The organism is Micromonospora sp. TSRI0369, from assembly GCF_001905625.1.
Lineage (GTDB): Bacteria > Actinomycetota > Actinomycetes > Mycobacteriales > Micromonosporaceae > Micromonospora > Micromonospora echinospora_A.
In genome coordinates, this window is sequence record NZ_LIVU01000005.1 from 170229 (window position 1) to 195099 (window position 24871).

At 73.3% G+C, this 24871-nt stretch carries 23 protein-coding genes; 11 read left to right on the forward strand and 12 right to left on the reverse strand.

What is annotated here, in order from left to right; translation table 11 throughout:
- Positions 1 to 117: 117 nt before the first annotated feature.
- The 3 genes from AMK25_RS18040 to AMK25_RS18050 all read left to right on the forward strand — a co-directional run bounded on the left by AMK25_RS18040 (position 118) and on the right by AMK25_RS18050 (position 5044).
- Positions 118 to 3228 carry an ATP-binding protein gene (locus AMK25_RS18040; protein ID WP_073829529.1) on the forward strand — a complete coding sequence of 1037 codons (3111 nt, stop codon included), beginning with the start codon at positions 118 to 120 and terminating at the stop codon, positions 3226 to 3228.
- A gap of 68 nt (positions 3229 to 3296) precedes the next feature.
- Positions 3297 to 4265 (forward strand): ATP-binding cassette domain-containing protein, encoded by a 969-nt coding sequence (locus AMK25_RS18045; RefSeq protein WP_073829994.1) that lies wholly within the window; start codon positions 3297 to 3299, stop codon positions 4263 to 4265.
- A complete protein-coding gene (locus AMK25_RS18050; protein WP_073829530.1) occupies positions 4262 to 5044 on the forward strand; it encodes an ABC transporter permease in 783 nt (260 codons plus the stop codon). The genes AMK25_RS18045 and AMK25_RS18050 overlap by 4 nt, the downstream gene beginning before the upstream one ends.
- Before the next feature lie 432 nt (positions 5045 to 5476).
- On the opposite strand, the gene AMK25_RS18055 is transcribed toward AMK25_RS18050, so the two are convergent.
- Genes AMK25_RS18055 through AMK25_RS18080 form a run of 6 tightly spaced genes read right to left on the reverse strand, consistent with a single transcriptional unit; the run spans position 5477 to position 12142 of the window.
- Positions 5477 to 6811: a glutamate mutase L gene (locus AMK25_RS18055; RefSeq protein ID WP_073829531.1), complete on the reverse strand. Its 1335-nt coding sequence runs from the start codon at positions 6809 to 6811 to the stop codon at positions 5477 to 5479.
- The gene (locus AMK25_RS18060) at positions 6808 to 7200 is read right to left on the reverse strand and encodes a hotdog domain-containing protein (protein WP_073829532.1); all 393 of its coding nucleotides are present in this window, start codon (positions 7198 to 7200) and stop codon (positions 6808 to 6810) included. Before AMK25_RS18060 ends, AMK25_RS18055 begins: the two co-directional genes overlap by 4 nt.
- Complete coding sequence (locus AMK25_RS18065; protein ID WP_073829533.1) at positions 7197 to 7952, reverse strand: OAM dimerization domain-containing protein; 756 nt, start codon at positions 7950 to 7952, stop codon at positions 7197 to 7199. Before AMK25_RS18065 ends, AMK25_RS18060 begins: the two co-directional genes overlap by 4 nt.
- A complete protein-coding gene (locus AMK25_RS18070) occupies positions 7949 to 9508 on the reverse strand; it encodes a lysine 5,6-aminomutase subunit alpha (protein ID WP_073829534.1) in 1560 nt (519 codons plus the stop codon). Before AMK25_RS18070 ends, AMK25_RS18065 begins: the two co-directional genes overlap by 4 nt.
- Entirely contained in the window at positions 9505 to 11076 is a 1572-nt protein-coding gene (locus tag AMK25_RS18075; protein WP_073829535.1) for an amidohydrolase, read from the reverse strand. Before AMK25_RS18075 ends, AMK25_RS18070 begins: the two co-directional genes overlap by 4 nt.
- A gap of 4 nt (positions 11077 to 11080) precedes the next feature.
- Positions 11081 to 12142 (reverse strand): zinc-binding alcohol dehydrogenase, encoded by a 1062-nt coding sequence (locus AMK25_RS18080; protein WP_073829536.1) that lies wholly within the window; start codon positions 12140 to 12142, stop codon positions 11081 to 11083.
- A gap of 143 nt (positions 12143 to 12285) precedes the next feature.
- Between AMK25_RS18080 and AMK25_RS18085 the strand changes: the two genes are divergently transcribed.
- Positions 12286 to 13692 (forward strand): KamA family radical SAM protein, encoded by a 1407-nt coding sequence (locus tag AMK25_RS18085; RefSeq protein WP_073829537.1) that lies wholly within the window; start codon positions 12286 to 12288, stop codon positions 13690 to 13692.
- 56 nt (positions 13693 to 13748) lie between these two features.
- Here AMK25_RS18085 and AMK25_RS18090 read toward each other — a convergent pair whose 3' ends face one another.
- Positions 13749 to 13943, reverse strand: coding sequence for a CsbD family protein (locus AMK25_RS18090; RefSeq protein WP_073829538.1), 195 nt, complete (start codon positions 13941 to 13943; stop codon positions 13749 to 13751).
- A 161-nt stretch (positions 13944 to 14104) separates the two neighbouring features.
- Here AMK25_RS18090 and AMK25_RS18095 point away from each other — a divergent pair, with 161 nt between their 5' ends.
- The gene (locus AMK25_RS18095) at positions 14105 to 14716 is read left to right on the forward strand and encodes a histidine phosphatase family protein (RefSeq protein WP_073829539.1); all 612 of its coding nucleotides are present in this window, start codon (positions 14105 to 14107) and stop codon (positions 14714 to 14716) included.
- Here AMK25_RS18095 and AMK25_RS18100 read toward each other — a convergent pair.
- The 5 genes from AMK25_RS18100 to AMK25_RS32745 are packed head-to-tail and all read right to left on the reverse strand — an operon-like array spanning position 14649 to position 18029.
- Complete coding sequence (locus AMK25_RS18100) at positions 14649 to 15152, reverse strand: Lrp/AsnC family transcriptional regulator (RefSeq protein WP_030502406.1); 504 nt, start codon at positions 15150 to 15152, stop codon at positions 14649 to 14651. The genes AMK25_RS18095 and AMK25_RS18100 overlap by 68 nt on opposite strands.
- Before the next feature lie 59 nt (positions 15153 to 15211).
- Positions 15212 to 15427 (reverse strand): DUF433 domain-containing protein, encoded by a 216-nt coding sequence (locus AMK25_RS18105; RefSeq protein ID WP_030502405.1) that lies wholly within the window; start codon positions 15425 to 15427, stop codon positions 15212 to 15214.
- A 9-nt stretch (positions 15428 to 15436) separates the two neighbouring features.
- Positions 15437 to 16579 carry an acyl-CoA dehydrogenase family protein gene (locus AMK25_RS18110; RefSeq protein WP_073829540.1) on the reverse strand — a complete coding sequence of 381 codons (1143 nt, stop codon included), beginning with the start codon at positions 16577 to 16579 and terminating at the stop codon, positions 15437 to 15439.
- Positions 16576 to 17685 carry a M24 family metallopeptidase gene (locus tag AMK25_RS18115; protein ID WP_073829541.1) on the reverse strand — a complete coding sequence of 370 codons (1110 nt, stop codon included), beginning with the start codon at positions 17683 to 17685 and terminating at the stop codon, positions 16576 to 16578. The genes AMK25_RS18110 and AMK25_RS18115 overlap by 4 nt, the downstream gene beginning before the upstream one ends.
- Positions 17571 to 18029 (reverse strand): hypothetical protein, encoded by a 459-nt coding sequence (locus tag AMK25_RS32745; RefSeq protein WP_241826402.1) that lies wholly within the window; start codon positions 18027 to 18029, stop codon positions 17571 to 17573. The genes AMK25_RS18115 and AMK25_RS32745 overlap by 115 nt, the downstream gene beginning before the upstream one ends.
- Before the next feature lie 92 nt (positions 18030 to 18121).
- On the opposite strand from AMK25_RS32745, the gene AMK25_RS18125 reads away from it, so the two are divergent.
- From AMK25_RS18125 to AMK25_RS18150, 6 genes are all read left to right on the forward strand, one after another.
- Complete coding sequence (locus tag AMK25_RS18125; protein WP_073829995.1) at positions 18122 to 18502, forward strand: YccF domain-containing protein; 381 nt, start codon at positions 18122 to 18124, stop codon at positions 18500 to 18502.
- Positions 18503 to 18869: 367 nt separating this feature from the next.
- Positions 18870 to 19592, forward strand: coding sequence for an FkbM family methyltransferase (locus AMK25_RS18130; RefSeq protein ID WP_073829996.1), 723 nt, complete (start codon positions 18870 to 18872; stop codon positions 19590 to 19592).
- Positions 19593 to 19820: 228 nt separating this feature from the next.
- Entirely contained in the window at positions 19821 to 20891 is a 1071-nt protein-coding gene (locus AMK25_RS18135) for a LacI family DNA-binding transcriptional regulator (RefSeq protein WP_073829542.1), read from the forward strand.
- Between the two features lie 117 nt (positions 20892 to 21008).
- Positions 21009 to 22685 carry an ABC transporter substrate-binding protein gene (locus AMK25_RS18140; protein ID WP_073829543.1) on the forward strand — a complete coding sequence of 559 codons (1677 nt, stop codon included), beginning with the start codon at positions 21009 to 21011 and terminating at the stop codon, positions 22683 to 22685.
- A gap of 87 nt (positions 22686 to 22772) precedes the next feature.
- On the forward strand, positions 22773 to 23897 hold the full coding sequence (locus AMK25_RS18145; protein WP_073829544.1) for an ABC transporter ATP-binding protein: 1125 nt from the start codon (positions 22773 to 22775) through the stop codon (positions 23895 to 23897).
- Positions 23894 to 24871, forward strand: a complete 978-nt coding sequence (locus AMK25_RS18150) for an ABC transporter permease (protein ID WP_073829545.1) — start codon at positions 23894 to 23896, stop codon at positions 24869 to 24871. The genes AMK25_RS18145 and AMK25_RS18150 overlap by 4 nt, the downstream gene beginning before the upstream one ends.

Genomic DNA, 24871 nt, shown 5'->3' on the forward strand with positions numbered 1-24871 from the left:
ACGATCACGGGCCGAAGGCTACCCGCCCGCGGCGGCGCCCGGCCGAACCGGTGTGGGGCGCGCCACCGGCGGGGTGCGACGTGCCGCCGCGCGCCCCGGCAGGCGACAATCGGGCCCATGCGGTTCGGTGTGCTCGGCGCGACGCAGGCGTACGCGGCCGACGGCAGCGCGCTTCCTGTCGCCGGTGAGCGGCTGCGCGCCCTGCTGGTGCTGCTGCTGCTCGACGCCGACCGCACGGTGCCGCCGCGGCGGCTCATCGACGGCGTCTACGGCGACCGGCCCCCCGAGCAGGCCGCGAACGCCCTGCAGTCGCAGGTGTCACGGCTGCGGCGGCTGCTGCCCGGCGCGCACATCGAGTTCGGCCCGGCCGGTTACCGGCTGGCCGTCGACCCGCAGCGGGTGGATGTGCACCGGTTCACCCGGCTGGCCGCAGCGGGACGGGCGGCGCTCGCCGACGGCGATCCGCGCGGCGCGGCGGCGCTGCTGCGCGAAGCGCTCGACCTGTGGCGCGGCGAACCCCTCGCGGACGTCACCGGGGCGCCGTTCGCCGACGCCGAGGCGGCCCGGCTGCGCCAGCTGCGCCTGGCGGCGATCGAGGACCGCGTGGCGGCGGATCTGGCGCTCGCGCCACCCGGCGCGCCGCTGATCGCCGAGCTGCGGGCCCTGGTGGCGGCGCATCCGCTGCGGGAGCAGTTGCACGGTCTGCTGATGCGCGCCCTGCACGGCGCGGGCAGCCGCGCCGAGGCTCTCGCCGCGTACGCCGACGCGCGCCGGGTGCTGGCCGAGGAGCTGGGCGCCGACCCGTCGGCGGAGCTGGTCGCGTTGCACGCCACGCTGCTGCGCGACGACCCCGCGCCACCGGCGCGCCTGCCCTCCCCGCTGACCAGCTTCGTCGGCCGGGAACGGGAGCTGCGGCGCGTCGAGGAGCTGCTCGCCTCGGCGCGGCTGGTGACGCTGCACGGGCCGGGCGGCGCCGGCAAGACCCGGCTGGCCACCACCGCGGCGGCCCGGCACGACGGGGCGGTGTGCCTGGTGGAGCTGGCCGCGGTGACGCCCGGCTCGCCGGTCGCGCCGGCGGTGCTGACCGCGCTGGACCTGCGCGACGCCGGGCTGCGCGCCCCCGACGGGCCCCGCGACCTCACCGACCGGCTGGTGGCGGCGCTGGCCGGCCGGCGCCTGCTGCTGGTGCTCGACAACTGCGAGCACGTCATCGACGATGCGGCCCGGCTGACCGCCCGGCTGCTCGCCGCCGCCCCCGGACTGCGGGTGCTGGCCACCAGCCGGGAGCCGCTGGGCCTCACCGGTGAGGCGCTGTGCCCGGTCGGCGGCCTGGCCACCCCGGACGCACCGGGCACACCGGAGACGGCAGCCGCATACCCGGCGGTGCGGCTGTTCGCCGACCGGGCCGCCGACGTGGCGCCCGGGTTCGCCCTCGACGCCGACACCACCCCGGCGGTGCTGCGGATCTGCCGCACCCTCGACGGGCTGCCGCTGGCCCTGGAACTGGCGGCGGCGCGGCTGCGGGCCCTGCCGGTTTCGCAGGTCGCGGCCCGGCTGGACGACCGGTTCCGGCTGCTGCGCCGCGGCGACCGCACCGCCGCGCCCCGCCACCGCACGCTGGAGGCTGTGGTCGGGTGGAGCTGGGACCTGCTCGACGAGCCGGAACGGCGCCTGGCCGCCCGGATGAGCGTGTTCGCCGGCGTCGCCGACCTGGCCGCCGTGCAGGCGGTGTGCGCGCCGGACGGCGGAGACGTCCTGGACGTGCTCGCCGGCCTGGTGGACAAGTCGCTGGTGGAAGCGACCGGTGGCCGGTACCGGATGCTGGAGACGATCCGCGAGTTCACCGCCGCCCGGCTGGCGGAGCGCGGCGAGACCGGGCGGATCCGCGACGCGCACGCCGCGTACTTCCTGGATCTGGCACAGGCCGGCGACGCGGCGCTGCGCGGCGGCGGCCAGGAGCGGTGGCTGCGCCGCCTCGACGCCGCACGCGACGACCTGCACGCGGCGCTGCGGCACGCGGACACCGCGACCGGGTTGCGGCTGGTCGCGGCGCTGGCGTTCTACTGGTGGCTGCGGGGCCTGCGCGGGGAGGGCGCGGCGTTGGCCCGGCGGCTGGTCGACCGGCTCGACGGACCGCCCGACGGCCTGGCCGAGGAGTACGCGCTGGCCCTGCTGATCGCCACGCTGGCCGGTGGCGGCGAGCGCGGCGAGGTCGACGCCGCGTCGCGGATCCTGTGGACCATGGCCCGGCCGCCCCGGCATCCTTTCCTGCTCTACCTGTCCGGCATGGCCAGCGGCCCCCCGTCGCCGCAGGACGCGGCGGCGCTGCACGAGCAGGCCGTCCGGGACCGGCTGCTTGGCGCCGACCCGTGGAGCCGGGCGCTGGGCCTGCTGGGCACCGCGATGGTCAGTCTGCTGCACAACCGGCACACCCAGGCCCGCGCGGAGCTGGACGGCGCGCTGGCCGGTTTCCGGGCCCTCGACGACCGCTGGGGCATGATCGTGACGCTGTCCACCCACGCCGAGGCGGCCTACCGCACCGGTGACGTCGCGTCGGCGGCCGCGCCGATGGCGGAGGCCCTGGAGCTGGCCGAGCAGCTCGGCTCCACCCTGGACCTGGCGGAACTGCTGCGGACCCGCGCCGACGGGCGGCTCGCCGCCGGTGACCTGACCGGCGCGGCCGAGGACTTCGGGCGGGTACGGCGCATCGCCGGGCCGGCCGGCGCGCCGGAGCTGGTCGCCGCCGCGTACCTGGGGCTCGGCGAGATCGCCCGCCGCGACGGCGACCCGCAGCGCGCGCGGACGTTGTGCGAACAGGCGGTCGCGCACTGCCCGTCGGGCTGGTTCGGCGCCGATGTGGTGCGGCTCGCGGCGCTGGTGACGCTCGGGCAGCTCGCCGAGGCCACCGGCGACCCGGCTACGGCCCGCGCCCACTACCGGCAGGTCCTCACCGCCGGCGTCGGCGTGTGGGACGTGCCGGTGGTGGCCGCGGCGGCCGACGGGCTGGCCGGGCCGCTGCTGCGCGACGGCGACCCCGAGTCGGCGGCCCGGCTGCTGGGCGCGGCGGCGGCGCTGCTCGCAGGCACCGGCGCGGCCGACGCCCCGGCCGGCACACCCACCGCCGTCACGCTGCGGGAACACCTGGGTGAGCGGGCGTTCGCCACCGCGTACGCCCGGGGCGCGAACCTGCCCCGGCAGCGGGCGCTGGCGCTTGTCGACGGGCGCTGACCGGCGCGGCACGGCCCGGTGCGCGCGCGGTACGCGACCGGTCAGCGGCGCCGGTGACGCTGACCGGCATGAGCGACGACACGACGGCCGTGCTGGCCGACGGGATACGAAAACGGTACGGCCGCACCACCGCCCTGGACGGCTTCGACCTGGCCGTGCCGGCCGGCACCGTGTACGGGGTGCTCGGCCCCAACGGCGCCGGCAAGACCACTGCGGTGCGGATCCTCACCACGCTGCTGCGTTTCGACGCCGGCCGGGCCCGGGTGGCCGGGTACGACGTCGCCTCCGACCCGGACCGGGTCCGTGAGGCGATCAGCCTGACCGGCCAGTACGCGGCTGTCGACGAGGTGCTCAGCGGGCGGCAGAACCTGGTGCTGTTCGGGCGGCTGCGCCGGCTGTCCGCGCGCCGGGCCCGCGACCGCGCCGAGGAACTGCTGGACCGCTTCGGCCTGACCGAGGCGGCCGACCGGTCGGCGGGCGGCTACTCCGGTGGGATGCGCCGCCGCCTGGACCTGGCGGCCAGGCTGGTGGTGCCGCCGCGGGTGCTGTTCCTCGACGAGCCGACCACCGGCCTGGACCCGCGCAGCCGCAACGGTCTGTGGACGGCGGTGCGGGAACTGGTCGCCGACGGCACCACGGTGCTGTTGACCACCCAGTACCTGCAGGAGGCCGACCACCTCGCCGACCGGGTGTGCGTCATCGACGCCGGCCGGGTGGTCGCCGAGGGCACGCCGGAGCGGCTGAAGGCCCGTATCGGCGCGGACCGGCTGGAGCTGGTGGTCCGCGACGCGGCGGACCTGCCGGCCGCGGCCGCCGTGGTGGAACGCGCCACCGGCACGGCGGTGACGGTGGACGCCGAGCTGCGCCGCGTCGACGCGCCGGTGACCGACCGGATCGCCGTGCTCATGACCGTGCTGCGGGCCCTGGAGGACGCCGGGGTGGCGGTGGAGGACGTGCTGGTGCGCCGGCCGACGCTGGACGAGGCGTTCCTGCGCCTCACCGGCGCCGACGCGCAGCGGGTGGGGGTGGCGTCGTGAGGGCGCTCGCCGACGGGTGGCTGATGGCCGGGCGGAACATGCGCCACGTCGTCCGCGCCCCGGAGGAGATCATCATCTACTTCAGCCTGCCGATCATGTTCGTGCTGGTGTTCGGCTACGTGTTCGGCAGCGGCATGGCCGTGCCGGGCGGCGGCAACTACCGGGAGTTCCTGCTGCCCGGGGTGTTCGTGATGACGATGCTCTACGGCCTCGGCGCGACCGCGTCGGCGATCGCGGCGGACGCCGGCCGGGGCGTGGTGGACCGATTCCGGTCACTGCCGATGGCCCGCTCGGCGCTGCTGTCCGGCCGCGCCGGCGCCGACCTGGTACGGGCCTGCCTGGAGATGACCACGCTGGTGGTGTGCGGGCTGCTGGTGGGCTGGCAGTGGCGCGACGGCGTCGGCCCGGCGCTGGCCGCGGTGGCGCTGATCCTGCTGCTGCGTGTCGCGATGACCTGGGTGGGCATCCTGTTCGGGCTGCTGGTGCCGAACCCGGACACGGTGGCGGTGGTGGTGTTCCCGCTGGCGTTCCCGCTGACCGCCCTGTCGAACGTGTTCGTGGCGCCGGAGCTGATGCCGGACTGGCTGGGTGCGATCGCCGCGTGGAATCCGCTGTCGGCGACGGTGGCGGCGGCCCGGGACCTGTTCGGCAACCCGGGCCTGGGCGGCGACTCGTGGCCGGCCCGGCACGCGCTGGAACTGGCGATCGCCTGGCCGCTGGCGCTGATCGCGGTGGCCGCCCCGGCGGCGGTGCGCCGCTACCGGCGGCTGGGCCGCTGACGAGGGCCGGGCCGCCGACGGGGGTATCGGGGGGATGAAATCGGGGCGCGGCCGAAGCCGCGCCCCGATGCTCCCAGGCCCTTCCCGGCCGGTGGGGCGAAGACGATCGGCGCCGACCTTCGGACCGACCCGACGCGGACTGGCTGCCCCCGCCTGGCCGTTGTCTACTGGCCGTGCCTCTCACCTTGCCCGTACACCGGTAACCGCGGCCGGTTCGCGCCGCCCCGCCGACCCCCGCCCGCTGGACCTGGCCGCCGCAACCTTCCGGTCGCTCGGCCAGCGGACGAAGGGACGAAGCGAACAACAGCCGCTTCCCGTGGTAGGACTCAAAGACGGTACGGCGTGGACCCCCGCCGCTGTCAACCCACCCGGGCCTGTCGTGTGTTGCGACACGGCGTGTCGCGTCGGCGCGTCTCGATTCCTGAGCGCGGTTCAGGCGCCGAGGTGGTGCCGCAGCATCGCCGCCGCCGCACCCGGATGGTCGGCGGCGAGCAGCCCCGCGGCGGCCAGCACGTAGTCCACGTCGACGACCGGGCGGGCCGCCCGCGGCAACGCCCACCCGCCCGCGTGGTCGGTGAGCACCGCGTCGAGCACCGCCGCCGCGTCGCCCGGGTCGGCGTGCCGCAGCACCCCTCCGGAACCGACGAGCAGCTTCACCTCCCGCAGGTCCCGCCCGGCCCGCTCCCCCGTCGCCGCCCCACGGGCGTGCCGCCGCAACGCCACAGTCGCGGCGAGGGCCGCGATGCGCCGGTCCGCGGCCCGGTCCGCGTCACCGGCGGGCAGGAACCCCGGGTCGGCGGCCCGCACCGCCGCCGCGGCCGCCAGCTCCGCCTCGCCGGCCGGGTCGAGCAGCCGCTCCTCGACCGCGGCGCGCACCACACCCGGCGCGCTCCACCGCATGCCCAGATCCCCCTCGACGGTACGGGCCCGCCACAGCGTCCCGGCGACCTCCTGACTCGGGCCGCTGTCCCGCTCGTCGGGCGTGAGCACCGAGTACACGTCGGTGGTGGCGCCACCCACGTCCACCACTGCGAGGTCACCGCCGAGGGTGCCGGCAAGCACCTCCACACCGGTGAGCACCGCGTCCGGGGTGGCGGCGCGGACCAGCCGCGCGAACCGGGTACCCCGGGACAGTTTCTTGCCGCCGATGACGTGCCGCAGGAACACCTCGCGGATCGCCGCCCGCGCCGAGGACGGCTCCAGCACCCCGATGCGGGGCAGCACGTTGCCCGCCACCGTCACCGGCACTCCCGCACCGGCCAGCAACGCGTGCAGGTTGTCGCGCACGTCGGCGTTGCCGGCGAGGACCACCGGCACCCGGAAGCGGGCCTTCGCCAGCCGCGTCGCGTTGTGCGTCACCGTCTCGGCGTCGCCGCCGTCGGTGCCGCCCACGAGCAGCACCACGTCCGGGCGGGCCGCCCGCAACGCCGACACGTCCGCCCCGGACAGGCGTCCCGCCGCCACGTGCACCACGTTCGCGCCCGCCGACAGACCGACCCGCCGGCCCGCCTGAGCGGTCACGAGCGGCTCGTAACCCACCACCGCCAGGCGCAGCCCACCCCCGGCCGACGAACACACGTACCAGGGCGCCTCAGCGACCCCGGCCGACGCGAGGGCCGCGCCGACCGCGGCGTCCAGGCCGTGCAGCACATCCGTGCCCACAGTGGTCGGCGCGGACGCCGCCGCGACCAGGCGGCCGCCGTCGAGGTCCACCACCGCCGCCTTCGTGTACGTCGACCCGACGTCGGCGCAGACGACGACGCTCACGGCCGTTGTGGGACGACCACCGTGCCGGTCGCGGTGACCGCCACGATCGGCTCGTCGAGCACCTCGGCGGCCGACTCACCCTGGTCCGGGCGGCCCCGGCACACCACCGTCGCGGCGAAGTCGATCGTGCGGCTGCGGGTGCCCACCCGGGTCACAGTCGCCGTCACCTCCAGCACGTCACCGGCCTTCATCGGCGCCCGGAACTGCACATCCGCGTACGACGCGAACAACCCCTCGTCGCCGTCGGTACGGATGCACACCTCGGTGGCCACGTCCCCGAACAACCCCAGCGCGTACGCCCCGTCGACCAGGTTCCCCGCGTAGTGGGCGTGGGAGTACGGCACGTACCGGCGGTGGGTGACTGTCAGACCGACACGCGGATCGCTCATGCGGCGTTCGCCTTCCTGGAAGTGATCAAAGCGTGGACGAGGTAACTGGCGACCTCGCCCGGAGTGGTGCCACGGCCGAAGATCCGGTCCACGCCCAGCTCGCCGGTCATCGTCTCGTCGAACCGCGGCCCGCCGACGATCAGCAGCGGCCGCCGCCCGGCCGGCATCGCCTCCCGGAACGCCGCCGACATCTCCCGCGTGTTGTGCAGATGCGCGTCGCGCTGCGTCACCACCTGCGACACCAGCACCGCGTCGGCGCGTTCCCGCCGGGCCGCCTCGACCAGCTCCGGCACGCTCACCTGCGCGCCGAGGTTCGTGACCTTCAGCTCCCGGTAGTACTCCAGGCCCTTCTCCCCGGCGATGCCCTTGACGTTGAGGATCGCGTCGATGCCGACGGTGTGCGCGTCGGTGCCGATGCACGCGCCCACCACCGACAGCTTGCGGCGCAGCCGCCGCTTCACCACCGCGTTGACCTCCTTGGCCGACAGCAGCGGATAGTCACGCTCCACCACCTGCACCTTCGCCAGGTCCACCAGGTGGTTCACCCGCCCGTACACCACGAAGAACGTGAACCCGTCACCGATCGGTTTGGCGTGCACCAGCATCGCCGGGTCCATGCCCATCTTGTTGGCGAGCTGCACCGCCGCGCCCTCGGCCCGCTTGTCGTGCGGCACCGGCAACGTGAACGACACCTGCACCATGCCGTCACCGGTGGTGTCCCCGTACGGCCGCACGACGGTCTTCTCATTCACGCCGCCACCTCCAGGATCTCGGTGGCCGGGTTGTAGTAGTCCGCCTCGTGCCGCGCCACCCCGTCGAGGCCCTTCCCGCGGTCCGCCGGCCGCTTCATGATCCCGAACGTGCCCTCGGCGATCGCCGTCAGCAACGACTGGTCCCCGATGCGCTCCAGCAGATCCACCGCCTCACCCAGCACCCGGTGCGCCCGCTCCTGGATGAACCCGCCCGGCGCCGGCACGAAGTCCTCGTGCAACCCGCCCGCCGCGCCCAGCACGTACCGCACGTTCTGCAACGCGATGTCCCGGTCCGACAACCACGGCGTCACCACCGCCTCGGTCATCATCCCCACCAGCAGAATCCCCTGCCCGGTCATCGTGCCCACCAGGTTGAAGAACCCGTCGAGCAGATTGCCCCGGAACACGTCACCGGTCATGTGCTTCGTCGGCGGCATCCACTTCAACGGCGCGTCCGGGAACAACTCCCGCGCCAGCAACGCGTGCGCCAGCTCCAACCGCAACGACTCCGGCACATCCGGGTTGATCTCGAACGCGTGCCCCAGCCCCAACTGCCAGTCCGCCAGCCCCGCCTCGTGCGCGAAGAACTCGTTCAGCAACTGCGACACCGTCACCGTGTGCGCCTCGTCCACCGCATCAGCGGTGGTCAGGTAGTTGTCCTCACCGGTGTTGATGATGATCCCCGCCCGCGCGTGCACCTGCCGCGAGAACCGCTGGTCCACGAACGTCCGGATCGGGTTGATGTCGCGGAACAGAATCCCGTACATCGAGTCGTTGAGCATCATGTCCAGCCGCTCCAGGCCGGCCAGCGTCGCCATCTCCGGCATGCACAGACCCGACGCGTAGTTCGTCAGCCGCACGTACCGGCCCAGCTCCTTCGACGACTCGTCCAGCGCCGCCCGCATCAGCCGGAAGTTCTCCTGCGTCGCGTACGTGCCCGCGAACCCCTCCCGGGTCGCCCCCTCCGGCACGTAGTCCAGCAGCGACTGCCCCGTCGACCGGATCACCGCGATCACATCAGCGCCGGCCCTCGCCGCCGCCTGCGCCTGCGGAATGTCCTCGTAGATGTCACCCGTCGCCACGATCAGGTAGATCCACGGCCGCCGCGCCGGATCCCCGAACCGCTTCACCAGGCGGTCCCGCTCCGCACGCCGCCGGTCGATGCTGCGGATCCCCGCCGCCACCGCCTTGCGCGACGCCCGCCGCGCCGCCGTCGCCGCCTTCCCCGACGGCTGCCCGAACCGCACCGACCCCGCCGCCGCCTTCTGCGCCAGCAACGTCACATCCGCGATGCCCTCCCGCGCCAGCGCGTCGAACACCGGCGCCGCCACCCCGTGCCCCAGACCCACGTCCGCGACCACCGCGTCCACGAGCCGGTTCACCCACGGAATGCCGTCCGGATCCGCGCCGGTCACCCCGGCCAGCCGCAGCACCGCCCGCTCCACCGACACCGTCGTGTGGCTACGCGCCAGATCCACCACCGGCTGCCCGGCCCGGCGCGCCAACTCCCGCGCCCGCGCCACCAACGCCGGATCCAGCCCAAGCTTGCCTGTCACGAAGACCCTTCCTGATAGATCACGTCACCGCGCAACACAGTGGCCCGGCACACCGGCAGCGGCGTCGGATCGTCCGCGCCCCGCAACTCCGGATCCTCGGCCTGCACCACCGGCAGCCCTCGCTCCACCCCCGCCGGGGTGTCCCACACCGCGAACGTCGCCGGGGCCCCCAACGCCAGCACACCCTCGTTGTCCAGGTGCACCGCCCGCCAGCCGCCGCGCGTGTGCGCCGCGAACGCCGCCCGCACACTCATCCGCTGCGCCGGATTGTGATGCGCCGCCGCCGCCCGCACCGAACCCCACGGATCCAGCGGCGTCACCGGCGAATCCGACCCGAACGCCAACGCCACCCCGACCCCGTGCATCGCGCCCATCGGATTCGACTCCAGCGACCGCGCCAACCCCAGCCGCGACTCGTACATCCGGCCCGCGCCGCCCCACAACCTGTCGAACGCCGGCTGCATCGACGCCACGATCCCGTACTCCACGAACCCGGCGATCAACGCCTTGCTCATGATCTCCGCGTGCTCCACCCGGTGCCGCGCCGCCCGCAACCGGTCCACACCCAGCGACCGCGCCGCCAGGCCGAACCCCGCAAGGACCGTCCCGATCGCCGCGTCCCCGATCGCGTGGAACCCGCCCTGCAACCCGTGCGCCGCACAGTCCAGCAGATGATCACGAACCTGCTCCGCCGACACGTACCCGTGCCCGCACGCCCCCGCCTCACCGTCCAGGTACGCCGCCGACACGTGCGCCGTCCGCGACCCCAGCGCCCCGTCGGCGAACAGGTCCCCACCCGCGCCCACCGCGCCCAGCTCCCGCGCCTTCGCCGCCCCCAGCAGCTCACCCCAGTACCCGTACACCTCCGGCACCCCGGCCCCCGAGATCGCCAGCAGCCCGGTGAAGTCCTCCTCGTCGGAGATGTCCGGACCACCGCACTCGTGCACCGCCGCGACACCCAGCGACGCCGCGTGTTCCAGGGCCCGCCGCTGCGCCGCCACCCGCTGCGCCCGCGTCACCGACGCGAACGCCGCCGCCCGCACCACATGGTGCGCGTCACGCCGCAACCATCCCGACGCCTCGTACCCGGCCGCCGACACCACCTCCGGGCATGCCGCCAGCAACGCCGCCGACACCAGCGCCGAATGGATCGACGCCTGCGACAGATACACCCGCCGCCCACCGGCCGCCCGGTCCAGCGCCGCCGCGTCCGGCAACGAGGGGTCCGCCCAGGCCGACTCGTCCCAGCCGTGCCCCAGCACGACCGCGTCACCCGGCAGGCCCGCCGCGAACGCCGACACCGCCTCCAGCAGCTCACCCGCCGACCGCACCGCCGACAGATCCAGCCCCGACAACGCCAACCCGGTATCCGTCGCGTGCACGTGCGCATCGACGAACGCCGGCGTCACCAGCGCACCGCCCAGCTCCACCACCCGGTCCGCCCGCGGCGCGTCCGCGTCCGTGCCCAGCCAGGCGATCCGCCCGTCGCGCACCAGCAGCGCGGTCGCGCTCGGGTCGGCCGGACAGTGCAGCACTCCGCCGCGATACAGCGTCGAGGGGTTCGTCATGGTCTCAGTCTGCCGCCAGACGGGCCTCGAACAGACCACGCACCCCCGGCTCGGTCCGCAACAGGTCCAGCGCCAGCGCCGCGTGCCCCGGCACGTACCCGTTGCCCACCAGCATCGTCACGTCCGCCGCCAGGCCCTCCGCGCCCAGCGCCGCTGCCGCGAAGCTCGTCGCCATCGAGAAGAAGATCACCGTACCGCCGTCCGCCGTGGCCAGCACCGCGCCGTGCTCACACCCCGGCACGTCCACGCACACCACAGTCACGTCCGCCGGCACACCCAGCGCCGTCGTCACCGCCGTCGACAGCCCCACCGGATCCCGCGCGTCCGCGAGCGCCACCACGTCGGCCAGCCCGGCCGCCGCCAGCGCGTCCCGCTCCGCGGCCACCGGAACCACCCCGACGGTACGGGCGGCGCCTGCCCGCCGCGCCGCCGCGAGCGACAACGACCCGCTCTTGCCGGCCCCACCGATCACCGCCACCGACACCGGACGCGGATCACCGTCCCGCGAGCGCCGCGCCACCTGCTCGGCCACCACCCGCGCCGTCAACGCCGGCGCCCCGCACACGTCCAGCACGGCGAGGGACAACTCGGGGTGCAGGTCCGCCGGCAGCACCGCCGCGATCGACCGGGCGAACAGGATCGCGTGCCCGTCGCACGGCACCTGCTCGCTGCGCCCGTCCCAGCGGGCCAGCCCGTCGGTGATCGTCAGGGGCGTCAGCGACAGCGACACGAGCGTCGCTACCCGGTCGCCCGCTCGCAGCCCCAGTGGCGAGCGGCGCCCCGCCTCCTCCACCGTGCCGATCAGCATGCCGCCGGAACCGGTCACCGGGTTCTGCATCTTCCCCCGGGTCGACACGATCTCCAGCACCTCGGCGCGGACCTTGTCCCCGTCGCCGCCGTGCTTCTCCGCCAGCTGCCGGAAGCTCGCCGCGTCCAGGTTCAGCCGCTCGACCCGGATCCGCACCTCGTTCGCCGCGATCCGCGGGTCCGGGTCCAGCCGCCAGGCCGCCTGCGGGAGCACCCCCGCCGGCTCCACGACTCGGTGCAGGCCCACCGGTGACGTCACGCCGACCCCCTATGTCCAGCCGCCCGAACCCCCGGCCAGGGGTCGCGTCGCGGGAAAACTTACGGCAGACTAATTTCTTCACCGCAGATTTTCCAGTAGCCTACGCATCCGTTGATCAACCCGCATGCTGACGAGGAGGGGCCGTGACCCAGACCCAACCGGTGGAGACCATCCCGACGCCCCGCCCCGCCCCGGCCGCCGTCCCGGCCGCCGGACAGCCCTACGAATACCGCCGCGCGCCCCTCGTCGAACCCGACTGGACCCGCTTCCCCGGCTGGCGCCACGTCACCCGCGACCAGTGGGAGAGCGCCCAGTGGCAGCGGGTCAACTGCGTCAAGAACATCAAGCAACTGCGCGCGGTCCTCGGCGACACCGTCGACGAGACCTTCTACGCCGACCTGGAGGCCGACCAGAAGGCGCTGGCCACCATGTCCATGCTGGTGCCGCCGCAGATGGTCAACACCATGGTGCCGCATCAGCCGATGAGCACCGAGGCGCTGCTCGCCGACCCGATCCGCCGCTACATGATCCCGGTCGCCTCCGACCGCCGCACCGACTGGCCCTCCCACCCGTACGCCAGCCGCGACAGCCTCCACGAACACGACATGTGGGTCGCCGAGGGCCTCACCCACCGCTACCCCACCAAGGTCCTCGCCGAGCTGCTCTCCACCTGCCCGCAGTACTGCGGGCACTGCACCCGCATGGACCTGGTCGGCAACTCCACCCCCGCCGTCGACAAACTCAAGCTCACCCTCAAGCCCGTCGACCGCTACGACGCCCACATCACCTACCTCAAGGCCCACCCCGGCGTACGCGACGTGGTCGTCTCCGGCGGTGACGTCGCCAACGTGCCGTGGCGCAACCTCGAGTCGTACCTGATGCGCCTGCTGGAGATCGAGACGATCCGCGACATCCGGCTCGCCACCAAGGCGCTCATGGGCCTGCCCCAGCACTGGCTCCAGCCCGACGTCGTCGAGGGCCTGGAACGGGTCGCCCGCACCGCCGCCCGCCGCGGCGTGAACCTGGCCATCCACACCCACGTCAACCACGCCCAGTCGCTGACCCCGCTGGTCGCCAAGGCCGCCCAGACCGCGCTCGACGTCGGCGTACGCGACGTGCGCAACCAGGGCGTGCTCATGCGCGGCGTCAACGCCACCAGCGCCGACCTGCTCGACCTGTGCTTCGCGCTGCAGGGCGAGGCGGGCATCCTGCCGTACTACTTCTACATGTGCGACATGATCCCCAACGCCGAGCACTGGCGGGTCCCGGTCTGGCACGCCCAGCAGCTGCAGCACGACATCATGGGCTACCTGCCCGGCTACGCCACCCCGCGGATCGTCTGCGACGTCCCGTTCGTCGGCAAGCGCTGGGTGCACATGCTCACCGACTACGACCGTGAGCGCGGCATCTCCTACTGGACCAAGAACTACCGCACCTCGATCGAGTCGGCCGACCTGGAGGCGCTGAACAAGCGCTACGCCTACTACGACCCGATCGACACGCTGCCCGAGGCCGGCCAGGCCTGGTGGCTCGCGCACCGCGACGACTGATCCCGCACAGCCGAACGGCGGGCCACCTCTGATGAGGTGGCCCGCCGTTCGCGTACTCACTTGTTGAAGGCGTCCTTGACGTCGCGGCCCGCCTGCTTGGCGTGCTCCCCGGCCTGCCGGGCGCGCGCCGTGCTCTGCTCGGAGGCGCCCTCGGCCCGCAACCGCTCGTTGTCGGTCACGTCGCCGATCCGCTCCTTGGCCATGCCGCTCATCTCCTGGGCCTTGTTCTTCGCCTTGTCGGTGAAGCTCATGTCGCCCTCCCTCGTCCGGCTACGCCTTGCCCTTGTCGCGTCCCCGGTGACTGTCGGGTCAAACGCTGTTGACCGGCGCACATCGCGTAAGGCGTCCTAGGATAATAGGTTGAAGACTCGGTGCCCGGGCCGACGCGGCTTCACCGTGGTTGACTGGGCCGGTGAACGAGATCCTGCTGATCCGGCACGGCGAGACCACCTGGAGCGCCGCCCACCGGCACACCTCGTACACCGACCTGGAGCTGACCCCCGACGGCGAGCGGCAGGCGAGGGCGCTGGCTCCCCTGCTCGCCGGCCGGCGCTTCGCCCGGGTGCTGTCCAGCCCCCGGCAGCGCGCCACCAGCACCGCCTCCCTGGCCGGGCTCACCGTGGACGCGATCGAGCCGGACCTGGCCGAGTGGGACTACGGCGAGTACGAGGGACGCACCAGCGCGGACATCCAGGCCGAGCGGCCCGGCTGGTCGATCTGGACCGACGGCGGCGCCGGCGGCGAGTCACCGGAGCAGGTGGGCGCCCGCCTGGACCGCGTGCTGGACCGGGTCGCGCCGCTGCTGGAGCAGGGCGACGTCGCGCTGGTCGGGCACGGGCACAGCCTGCGGGTGCTCGGGGCGCGCTGGATCGGGCTGCCGCCCTCGGCCGGCGGGCTGCTGCGCCTGGACACCGCCACGCTCAGCGTGCTCGGTCACGAGCACGGCCGGCGGGTGATCAGGCGGTGGAACCTGCCGGCTCCGCCGACGGGCGGGGACGCCCCCGACCGGTCAGCTCGCCATTGATCTTCGGCGGCCGGTTCTCGTACGGCGTCGACAGCACCACAGTGGTGCGCGTCGTGACGTTCGCGGAGGTGCGGATCTCCTGCAGCACGCGCTCCAGATCGGCCGGACCGGCCACCCGCACCAGCAGGAGGTAGAAGTCCTCCCCCGCCACCGAGTAGCACGAGTCGATCTCGGGCAGGTGCGCCAGCCGCTCCGGCGCGTCGTCCGGCTGCGACGGGTCGAACGGCCGGATCGCCACGAACGCGGTCAGCGGCAGGTCCAGCGCCTCGAACGACACCCGCGCGGCGTACCCCTTGATCACCCCGCGCTGCTCCAGCCGGCGGACCCGCTGGTGCACGGCCGACACCGACAGGCCCACCCGCTCGGCCAGGTCCGTGTACGACAGCCGACCGTCCCCGGTCAGCGCGGCGACGATGGCACGGTCGATCTCCTCCACGCGGTGCACCCTAGCCGGAAAAGCGCTCCCACGCCGCACCCGGCCCGCCGGGGTGACGCTCAGCGCGCCGTCCGGTCGCGCACCGCGTCCGCGGCGTAGTTCAGCACCTCCGCCATGTCCTCCTCGTCCAGGAATGGCAGGTCGGTGAGGATGTCGGTGACGGACATGCCCTCGGCCATCATGGCCAGCAGGGTCGCCACGGGGATGCGCGACTGCCGTACGCAGGGCGCACCCCCCATGACGTCGGGGTCGGCGGTGATCCGGGGGAAGGTCACCGCGACAGGCTAGCCCTTGGCCAGCGCGCGCGAGATGACCAGCCGCTGGATCTGGTTGGTGCCCTCCACGATCTGCAGCACCTTCGCCTCGCGCATGTACCGCTCCACCGGATGGTCGGCGACGTAGCCGGCGCCGCCGAGCACCTGCACCGCGTCGGTGGTCACCCGCATCGCCACGTCGGTGGCGAACAGCTTCGCCTTCGCCGCCTCGATCGAGTACGGGCGTCCGGCGTCACGCAGCCGCGCGGCGGCGAGCGTGAGCGCCCGCGCGGCGGAGATCTGGGTGGCGGCGTCGGCCAGGTTGAACCCGAGCCCCTGGAAGTCGATGATCGCGCGGCCGAACTGGCGGCGCTCCCGGGCGTAGCCGACCGCGTAGTCCAGCGCGCCCTGGGCCAGGCCCACAGCGCACGCGGCGATGCCCAGACGGCCGGAGTCCAGCGCCGACATGGCGATGGTGAAGCCCGCGCCCTCGCCGCCGATCAGCCGTTCCGCCGGCACCCGGGCGTCGTCGAACGCGATCTGCGCGATCGGCGAGGAGTGCAGGCCCATGGTGCGCTCGGCGGCCTGCGGGTGGATGCCCGGCGTGGCCCGGTCGGCCAGCAGGCAGGAGATGCCCTTCGGGCCGGGACCGCCGGTGCGGCAGAAGATGTTGTAGAAGTCGGCGACCTGGGCGTGCGTGATCCACGCCTTGGTCCCGGTCACGACGTACGCGTCGCCGTCGCGCACCGCGCGCGTGGTCAGGGACGCCGCGTCCGAACCACCCTGCGGCTCGGAGAGACAGTACGCCCCGAGCAACTCCCCGCCGATCATGTCCGGCAGCAGTTTGCGCTGCTCGTCGGTGCCGAACTGGGCCACCGGATAGCAGGACAGCGTGTGCACGCTGACCGCCTCGGCCACGGCGAGCCACCGGCTGGCGAGAATCTCCAGCACCTGCAGGTACACCTCGTACGGCTGGGCGGCGCCGCCGTGCTCCTCGGCGTACGGCAGGCCGAGCAGGCCGGACCGGCCCAGCGTGCGCAGGACCTCCCGGGGGAACTCGGCGCGGGCCTCGAAACCGGCGGCGGCCGGGGCCAGCTCCCGGTCGGCGAGTTCGGTGGCGAGGTCCAGCAGGTCGCGGGCCTCGTCGGTGGGCAGGATCCGGTCGACGTTCATAGCGCGATGAGCTCCGTGGGGGTGGTGTTGAGCCGTTGCCCGCCGTCCGTCGTGCAGACGACGATGTCCTCGATCCGGGCGCCGTGCCGCCCGGCGAGGTAGATCCCGGGTTCGACCGAGAAAGCCATGCCGGCCTCGAGGGGCCGGGGGTTGCCGGTCACCACGTACGGCTCCTCGTGGCCGTCGAGGCCGATGCCGTGACCGGTGCGGTGCAGGAAGGCGTCGCCGAAACCGGCGGCGGTGATGACGTCGCGGGCGACCGCGTCGAGGGCCTCGGCGGTCACGCCCGGCGCGACGGCGGCCACTGCGGCGCGCTGCGCCTCCCACAGCACCGCGTAGTAGTCGGTGAACTCGGCCGGGGCCGGGCCACCGGCCACGTACGTGCGGGTGCAGTCGGAGCGGTAGCCCGACGGCATGGTGCCGCCGATGTCGACCACCACCGGCTCGCCCACGCCGATCGGGCGGTCCGAGACGCCGTGGTGCGGGCTCGCGCCGTTCGGGCCGGCGGCCACGATGACGAAGTCGACGGTGGCGTGGCCGGCGGCCCGGATCGCGGCGGCGAGGTCGGCGGCGACCTCCCGCTCGGTGCGGCCGGGACGCAGCCACTCGCCCATTCGCAGGTGCACGGCGTCGATCGCGGCACCCGCCTCGGCCAGCGCCGCCACCTCGGCCGGCGACTTGCGGATCCGCATCTCGCGCAGCACGTCGGAGGCGAGCCGCTGGGCCGCGCCGGGCAGCACGTCGCGCAGCGCGAGGACCTGCTGTGCCCACATCCGGTCGGCCAGCCCCACCGCGCGGACCGGGCCGGGCAGCGCCGCGCGCACCAGCGGCCACGGGTCGGCGCCGTCGGCGTGGTCGACGATCCGGTACCCGGCGCCCGGCGCGGCCTCGGCGTCGGGCCGCTCCAGCACCGGCACGATCAGCGTCGGCTCGCCGTCGGCGGGCAGCACCAGGCAGGTCAGCCGCTCCCCCTCGCGGGCGTCGTAGCCGGTCAGGTAGCGCAGGTCCGAACCCGGGGTGAGCAGCAGCGCGTCCAGGCCCGCCGCGGCGGTGGCGCGCTGGGCCTCGGCGAGTCGCCCGGCCGGGTACAGATCGTCGGTTCCCACAACCGAAGCTTAACGGTCGTTTGGGCCAGGGCGGAGTCCGGTCGATGCTCGCACACGCCTGACATCCGGTCCGCCTCGACCTTCGTCATCCCGGACGCCTGCAACAACTCCCCCACCACGATCAGCAACTGTGACGCCACGATCGTCCCGGAGAAGCCGAGGCCCGCCGCCCGGGCCCGGCCGGCCTGCTCGGCGGCCTCCCGCGCCCGGACCCGGGCGATGTCCGGCGCGCGGCCGGCCAGGAAGTCGCGGTGCAGCAGCGCCACGATGAAGTACCGGCGCAGCCGCTCGTACGCCTCCCGGAACTCCCGGCGCGCCGCCGGAGCGACAGGGGTCACAGGCACGACGGCTCGGGCTCGATCACGCCCTCCTCTACCCGGCGCTCGCGCCGGTATGCCCGCGACGAGCGCTTGCGGACGCGAGCGACCATGGAGTGGTGATCCGCTTTCTGCTGAACCTGCTGTGGCTCGTCTTCGGTGGCGGCTTCGTCCTGGCCCTCGGCTACGGCGTTGCCGCCCTCATCTGCTTCGTCCTGGTCGTCACCATCCCCTTCGGCGTCGCCTCGCTGCGGCTCGCCTCTTACTCGCTGTGGCCGTTCGGCCGCACCATCGTGCGCAAGCCGGGCGCCGGTCTTCCCTCCGGCCTGGCCAACGTGCTCTGGGTCGTGCTGGCCGGCTGGTGGCTCGCCCTGTCGCACATCCTCGCCGGCGTTGCGCTCTGCGTGACGATCATCGGCATCCCGTTCGGGGTGGCCAACTTCAAGCTGGTCCCGGCGGCGCTGTGGCCGCTCGGCCAGGAGGTCGTCGAGAACCCGTAACCCCTCCTCGCCACGCGGGGTCCACCCGCCACTGGAACGCCATGGGTGTCTCCGGCCCTGTTTGACACCCATGGCGTTCCACTCCGCGACGGTTACGCGGCGAGTTGACGTTCGCACCCAAGGACGCCCCGGAACGGGCGAACGTCAGCGGCGCGGCCGCCGCGAGACCAACATCTCCCCGCAGCGGCCAGCTCCCCGTTCGCGGTGAGCGACCGACCTCACCACCTCTACAGCATCCTAGGAGGATGGGGTGATGGCGGACGCTGGCCGCCGGAAGGATGCGAATGCGGCTCGCGGGCAAGCGCCGCTGGCTAGCGTCGAGAGGGTGCGGGACGGGGTGATCGAGACGCTGAAGGCAGACCCGGCGATGTCCGGCCTGCGCCGGTCGCTGGACTTCTACCACGGCGACCCGACGCGCGACGCCGCGCTCGACCGGTTCTACGCCCCGCTGGTCCGCGCCGGTGACCTGGTCTTCGACGTCGGCGCGCACGTGGGCGACCGGCTGGGCAGCTTCCGCCGTCTCGGCGCGACAGTGGTGGCCGTCGAGCCGCAGCCGTTGTGCGCCCGGGCGCTGCGCGAGATGTACGCGGGCGACGACGCGGTGACTGTGGTCGAGGCGGCCTGCGGGCGTACCGCCGGGCCGGTGCGGCTGCACGTGAACACGGCCAACCCGACGGTCTCCACCGCCTCCCCCGGGTTCGTCCGCGCCGCCGACGGCGCACCCGGCTGGGAGGGTCAGACGTGGGACGCCCGGATCGAGGTGCCCGGCACCACACTCGACGCGCTGATGGCCGCGTACGGCGTGCCGGCGTTCGTGAAGATCGACGTGGAGGGCTTCGAGGACGCCGTGCTCGCCGGGCTGAGCCGGCCGGTCCCGGCGTTGTCCTTCGAGTTCACCACCATCGCCCGGGTGGCGGCGGCGCGCTGCCTGGACCGGCTCACCGCGCTCGGCTTCACCCGCTTCACGGTGGCGATCGGTGACGAGACGACGTTCGCGCTGCCGGGCTGGCGTCCGGCCGCCGAGGTGGCCGCGTACCTGGGGACGGTGCCGGACGAGGCCAACTCCGGCGACGTGTACGCCCGCCCCTGAACCTCCATTTCGGACTTACGACGGCCGGGCCGGAAAGCATCGACCCTGCTCATCGCGGTGATCGGCGCAGGCGCAGCCCGGGCACTTTTTTCACGACTCGAACTTAGCTATACATCGTTACCCATCTGTGATTGACGTGACCGGCGCCACTTGGGTTGACTGCCACGGAACCGCTTCCGCAACCGGTTCCGAAACATTCCGCTCATCCCTTCGACCCGGGAGCGCCACGTGCCGATCACAATCGCCGACGTCGCCGCCCGCGCCGGGGTGAGCAAGACGACGGTGTCGCGCGTGCTGAACGGCAAGGGCGAGGTGCACCTCCGCACCGCCGACCGGGTCCGCGCGGTGATCAGCGACCTCGGGTACGTGCCGAGCGCCCGCGCGGTCGGACTGGCCCGAGGGCGTACCCGGGTGGTCGGGATGCTGGTCCCGGCGCTGACCTGGCCCTGGATGGGCGAGGTGCTCCAGGGCGCGGCCGACGTGGTCGAGGCCGCCGGCTACGGCATGCTGCTGTTCACCTGCACCCACGGCGACGAGTCGATGCGCCGCTTCTCCTCCCAGGTCTCGGCCAAGTCCTTCGACGGCCTGCTCGTGGTCGAACCAGAGGGGACGCTGGACTACATCACCGAGCTGCACCGGCGCGGCCTGCCGGTCATCCTCATCGACGACCGCGGCCACCAGCCCGGTTTCCCGTCGGTGCGCACCACGAACGAGGCCGGGGCGCGGGCCGCCGCGACGCACCTGCTGGCGCTCGGCCGGCGGCGACCGCTCGTCGTCACCGGCCTGCGCCGCTTCGGCTGCACCCGGGAACGGCTCGCCGGGTTCGCCGGCGCGTACGCCGAATCCGGCCTGGAAATCGAGCCGGACCGGGTGGTGGAGGGCGACTTCACCTTCGAGTGCGGGCGCGCGGCGGTGCGGCGGCTGCTCGCCGACGGCGTACCCTTCGACGCCGTCTTCGCCCACAACGACCTGTCGGCAGCCGGCGCGTTGCAGGCGCTGCGCGACGCCGGGCGGCGCGTCCCGCAGGACGTCGCGGTCGTCGGCTTCGACGACCTGCCGCTGGCCGGGCACACCCACCCGCCGCTGAGCTCCGTGCGCCAGCCCCTGCGGGAGATGGGTACGGCCGCCGCCCGGCTGCTCATCGCCCACCTCGCCGGCACCCCGCTGCCGGACACCCCGACCGTCATCCCCACCGGCTTCACCGCCCGCGACTCGACGGGCGCGGGCGAGCACACGAGCGACCCGACCGAACAGGACCCGACAGGCGCGCGGGAGCCGACGGGCGCCCGCGTCACCTGACCCACCCCGCCGTACCCGGCGACCATGCCGGCGGGCCCGCCCGCCGGTGGCACCACCGCACACCCTCCATCCACCACATCCCGCCCGAGGATTGCGGGACCACCGAGGGAGACCTCCATGAGAAGACGGCAACTCCTCGCCCTCGCGCTGGCCGGCGCGATGGTCACCACCGCCGCCGCGTGCGGCGACAGCCCGAACGCGAACAAGAAGAGCGGCCAGGCCGCGACGGTGCTGAGCGTCGGCATGCCCAACGGCCCGCAGGCCGAGAACAACAACCCGTTCCTCACCACCTCGGCCGCCGCCTCGCTGGGCTACCGGTGGCAGATCTACGAGCCGCTGATGATGTGGAACCCGGTCAAGCCGGCCGAGCCGTTCAAGCCGTGGCTGGCCACCAAGGCCGAGTGGTCGTCGGACTACAAGTCGGTCAAGGTGACCATCCGCGAGAACGCCACCTGGTCGGACGGGCAGAAGGTCACCGCCGAGGACGTGGCGTTCACCTACAACCTGGTGAAGAAGTTCCCGGCCATCAACGACCAGGGTGTGCCGTACACCGACGCCGTCGCCAGCGGCAACGAGGTCACCATCTCGATGGCCAGCGCGCAGTTCGTCAACCAGCAGAAGGTGCTGTGGCGGGTGCCGATCGTGCCCAAGCACCTGTGGGAGAAGATCGCCGACCCGGCCACCGACCCGGTGAAGCAGCCGGTCGGCAGCGGCCCGTACACGCTCAAGTCGTTCACCCCGGCGAGCATGACGCTGGCGGTACGCGACAACGGCTACTGGCAGGACCTGCCGAAGGTGAAGGAGCTGCGGTACACCTCCTACACCGACAACAGCGCGCAGACCACCGCGCTCGCGAACGGCGAGTCGGAGTGGAGCTTCGTCTTCATCCCGAACTACCAGACCGTGTTCGTGGCCAAGGACCAGAAGAACCACAAGATGTGGGCGCCCCCGGTGCTCGGCATCCACGGTCTCTACCTGAACACCACGAAGAAGCCGTTCGACGACCCGACGCTGCGCAAGGCCATGAACATGGTGATCGACCGGGCGGACATCTTCACCACCGCCGAGGCCGGCTACTTCCACCCCGAGGTCAAGAGCGTGACCGGCCTGCCGAGCCCGGCCGGTGACTCGTTCATCGCGCCCGAGTACAAGGGCCAGGAGCACAAGGTCGACGTCGAGGGCGCCAAGGCGCTGCTCACCGGCGCCGGCTACAAGCTGGACGGCAACACGCTGAAGGACAAGAGCGGGAAGGCGGTCACGATCCGGCTGACCGACCCGGCCGGCTGGTCGGACTACCAGACCAGCCTGGAGATCGTGAAGGGCAACCTGGCGAAGATCGGCATCGCGGCGACCGTCGACAAGGCCAACCAGGACGCCTGGTTCCGCAACGTCGAGCAGGGCAACTTCGAGGCCACGTTCCGGTGGACCGAGAGCGGCGCCACGCCGTACGACATCTACCGGACCATCATGGACGGCCGCGTGCTCAAGCCGATCGGCACCGCCTCCCCGGCGGGCAACTTCGGCCGGTTCGACAGCAAGGAGGCCACCGACGCGCTGGTGTCGTACGCCAACGCCACCGACGACGCCACCCGCGCGACCGCGCTGGCCACGCTGCAGAAGATCTTCGTCGAGCAGATGCCGATGATCCCGGTCGGCGCGGACAACATCGGCGGCGCGTACAGCACGAAGAACTGGGTCGGCTGGCCGGACGACTCGAACCCGTACGGCGCACTCCAGCCCACCCAGCCCAACGCGGTGGACGTGGTGCTGCACCTCAAGCCGGCCAACGGCTGACCCGGCGCCGCCGGCCCGGCCACGATCGCCCGGCCGGGCCGGCGGCGCCCGCCCCTCGCTACCGGCAACCCCAGACAGGAATTCGGCATGACGTTGACCGAGAGCGCACCAGCGCCGGCCGACGAGGTGGTGCTGGAGGCCGTCGGCCTGACCAAGCACTTCCCCGTCCGCCGGCGGCTGCGTGACCTTCTCTCCCGGACCCCGGCGGTGGTGCACGCCGTCGACGACGTATCGATCGAGTTGCGCCGTGGCCGGGTGACCGCGCTGGTCGGCGAGTCCGGCTCCGGCAAGTCCACGGTCGCCCGGCTGCTGGCCCAGCTCTACCCGCGCACCGGCGGCGACATCCGGCTGCACGGCCGCTCGATCCGGGTACGCGGCGGGCGGCGGTTCCGGGCGTACGTGCGCCGGGTGCAGTTGATCCTGCAGGACCCGTTCGCCTCGCTGAACCCGGTGCACACGGTCCGCTACCACCTGACCCGGTCGCTGCGCATCCACGGCAACGCCGGGACCGGCCCGGACGGCCTGGAGAAGGCACTCGCCGACCTGCTGACCCGGGTCAGCCTGACCCCGCCGGAGCGCTACCTCGACGCGTTCCCGCACGAGCTGTCCGGCGGGCAGCGCCAGCGCGTCGCGATCGCGCGGGCGCTCGGCGCCGACCCGGAGGTGCTGCTCGCCGACGAGCCGGTGTCGATGCTCGACGTCTCGATCCGCCTGGGCGTGCTCAACCTGCTCCAGGACCTCAAGGACCGGCTCGACCTGGCGATCCTCTACATCACCCACGACATCGCCTCGGCCCGCTACTTCGCCGACGAGACGATCGTCATGTACGCCGGGCGGATGGTCGAGGGCGGCGACAGCGAGACCGTCACCCAGCGGCCGGCGCATCCGTACACCCGGTTGCTGATCGAATCGGCGCCGGACCCGGAGCGGATCACCGGCGCGGGCGGCGACGGCGCGGCGGCCGGTGAGCGGGGCCACGGCGAGCCGCCGAGCCTGATCCGCCCGCCCACCGGCTGCCGGTTCCACCCGCGCTGCCCGGCGGCGATGCCGCGCTGCGCCACCGACCTGCCGCCGGCCATCCCGGTCGACGACGCGCCCGGCCACTGGGCCGCGTGCTGGCTGTTCGACGCCGAGACCATCGCGGCGGAGAAGGCGGAGAGGACGGAGAAGCCGGAGAACGCGGCAAAGGCCGGGACGGAGGCGGCCCGATGAGGTTCCTGCTGCAACGGGTGGCCTTCTACCTGTTCACCGCCTGGGCGGCGATCACGCTGAACTTCTTCATCCCTCGGATGGTGCCGGGCGACCCGGTGCAGTCACTGATCTCCCGCAACCAGGGCCGGATCAGCGCCGACGCGATCGCGTCGCTGCGGGTGCTGTTCGGGCTGGACTCCGACCGCTCGCTGTGGGAGCAGTACGTCGCCTACTGGGGGCAGCTGCTGCGCGGCGACCTGGGGATGTCGTTCACGTTCTTCCCGGCCCCGGTGTCGGAGGTGATCGGGAACAGCCTGCCGTGGACGGTCGGCCTGGTCGGCGTCACCACCATCGTGAGCTTCCTGCTCGGCACCGCGCTCGGTGTCGGCGCGGGCTGGCGGCGCGGCTCCTGGATCGACGGGCTGCTGCCGGCCACCACGTTCCTCTCCTCGATCCCGTACTTCTGGCTGGGCCTGGTCGCGATCGCGCTGTTCGCCGGGCCGGGCAGCTTCTTCCCGTCCTCCGGCGGCTACGAGCCGGGGCTGGTGCCGGCGTTCGACGCGTACTTCGTGCCCAGCGCCATCCAGCACAGCATCCTGCCCGCCGCCACCATCCTGGTGTCGTCGATGAGCGGCTGGATCCTCAGCATGCGCAACATGATGGTCACGGTCGCCAGCGAGGACTACATCACCGTGGCGCACGCCAAGGGGCTCTCCGAGCGCCGGGTGGCGCTCAGCTACGCCGCGCGCAACGCGCTGCTGCCGAACGTCTCCGGGTTCGCGCTGTCGCTCGGCTTCATCGTCGGCGGCACGCTCCTCGTGGAGATCGTCTTCTCGTACCCGGGTCTGGGGTTCCAGCTCTTCCAGGCCGTCGGCTCGAAGGACTACCCGCTGATGCAGGGCATCTTCCTGATCATCACGATCTCGGTACTGGTGGCGAACCTGCTCGCCGACGTGGCGTACCTGCTCCTCGACCCGCGGACCCGAAAGAGCTGA

Bases quoted from the DNA above. Each gene is read 5' to 3' on its own strand.
- AMK25_RS18040 (WP_073829529.1), top strand. From the start codon at position 118: ATGCGGTTCGGTGTGCTCGGCGCGACGCAGGCGTACGCGGCCGACGGC.
- AMK25_RS18045 (WP_073829994.1), top strand. From the start codon at position 3,297: ATGAGCGACGACACGACGGCCGTGCTGGCCGACGGGATACGAAAACGG.
- AMK25_RS18060 (WP_073829532.1), bottom strand. From the start codon at position 7,200: ATGAGCGATCCGCGTGTCGGTCTGACAGTCACCCACCGCCGGTACGTG.
- AMK25_RS18075 (WP_073829535.1), bottom strand. From the start codon at position 11,076: ATGACGAACCCCTCGACGCTGTATCGCGGCGGAGTGCTGCACTGTCCG.
- AMK25_RS18090 (WP_073829538.1), bottom strand. From the start codon at position 13,943: ATGAGCTTCACCGACAAGGCGAAGAACAAGGCCCAGGAGATGAGCGGC.
- AMK25_RS18110 (WP_073829540.1), bottom strand. From the start codon at position 16,579: ATGAACGTCGACCGGATCCTGCCCACCGACGAGGCCCGCGACCTGCTG.
- AMK25_RS18130 (WP_073829996.1), top strand. From the start codon at position 18,870: ATGTCCGGCCTGCGCCGGTCGCTGGACTTCTACCACGGCGACCCGACG.
- AMK25_RS18140 (WP_073829543.1), top strand. From the start codon at position 21,009: ATGAGAAGACGGCAACTCCTCGCCCTCGCGCTGGCCGGCGCGATGGTC.
- AMK25_RS18145 (WP_073829544.1), top strand. From the start codon at position 22,773: ATGACGTTGACCGAGAGCGCACCAGCGCCGGCCGACGAGGTGGTGCTG.
- AMK25_RS18150 (WP_073829545.1), top strand. From the start codon at position 23,894: ATGAGGTTCCTGCTGCAACGGGTGGCCTTCTACCTGTTCACCGCCTGG.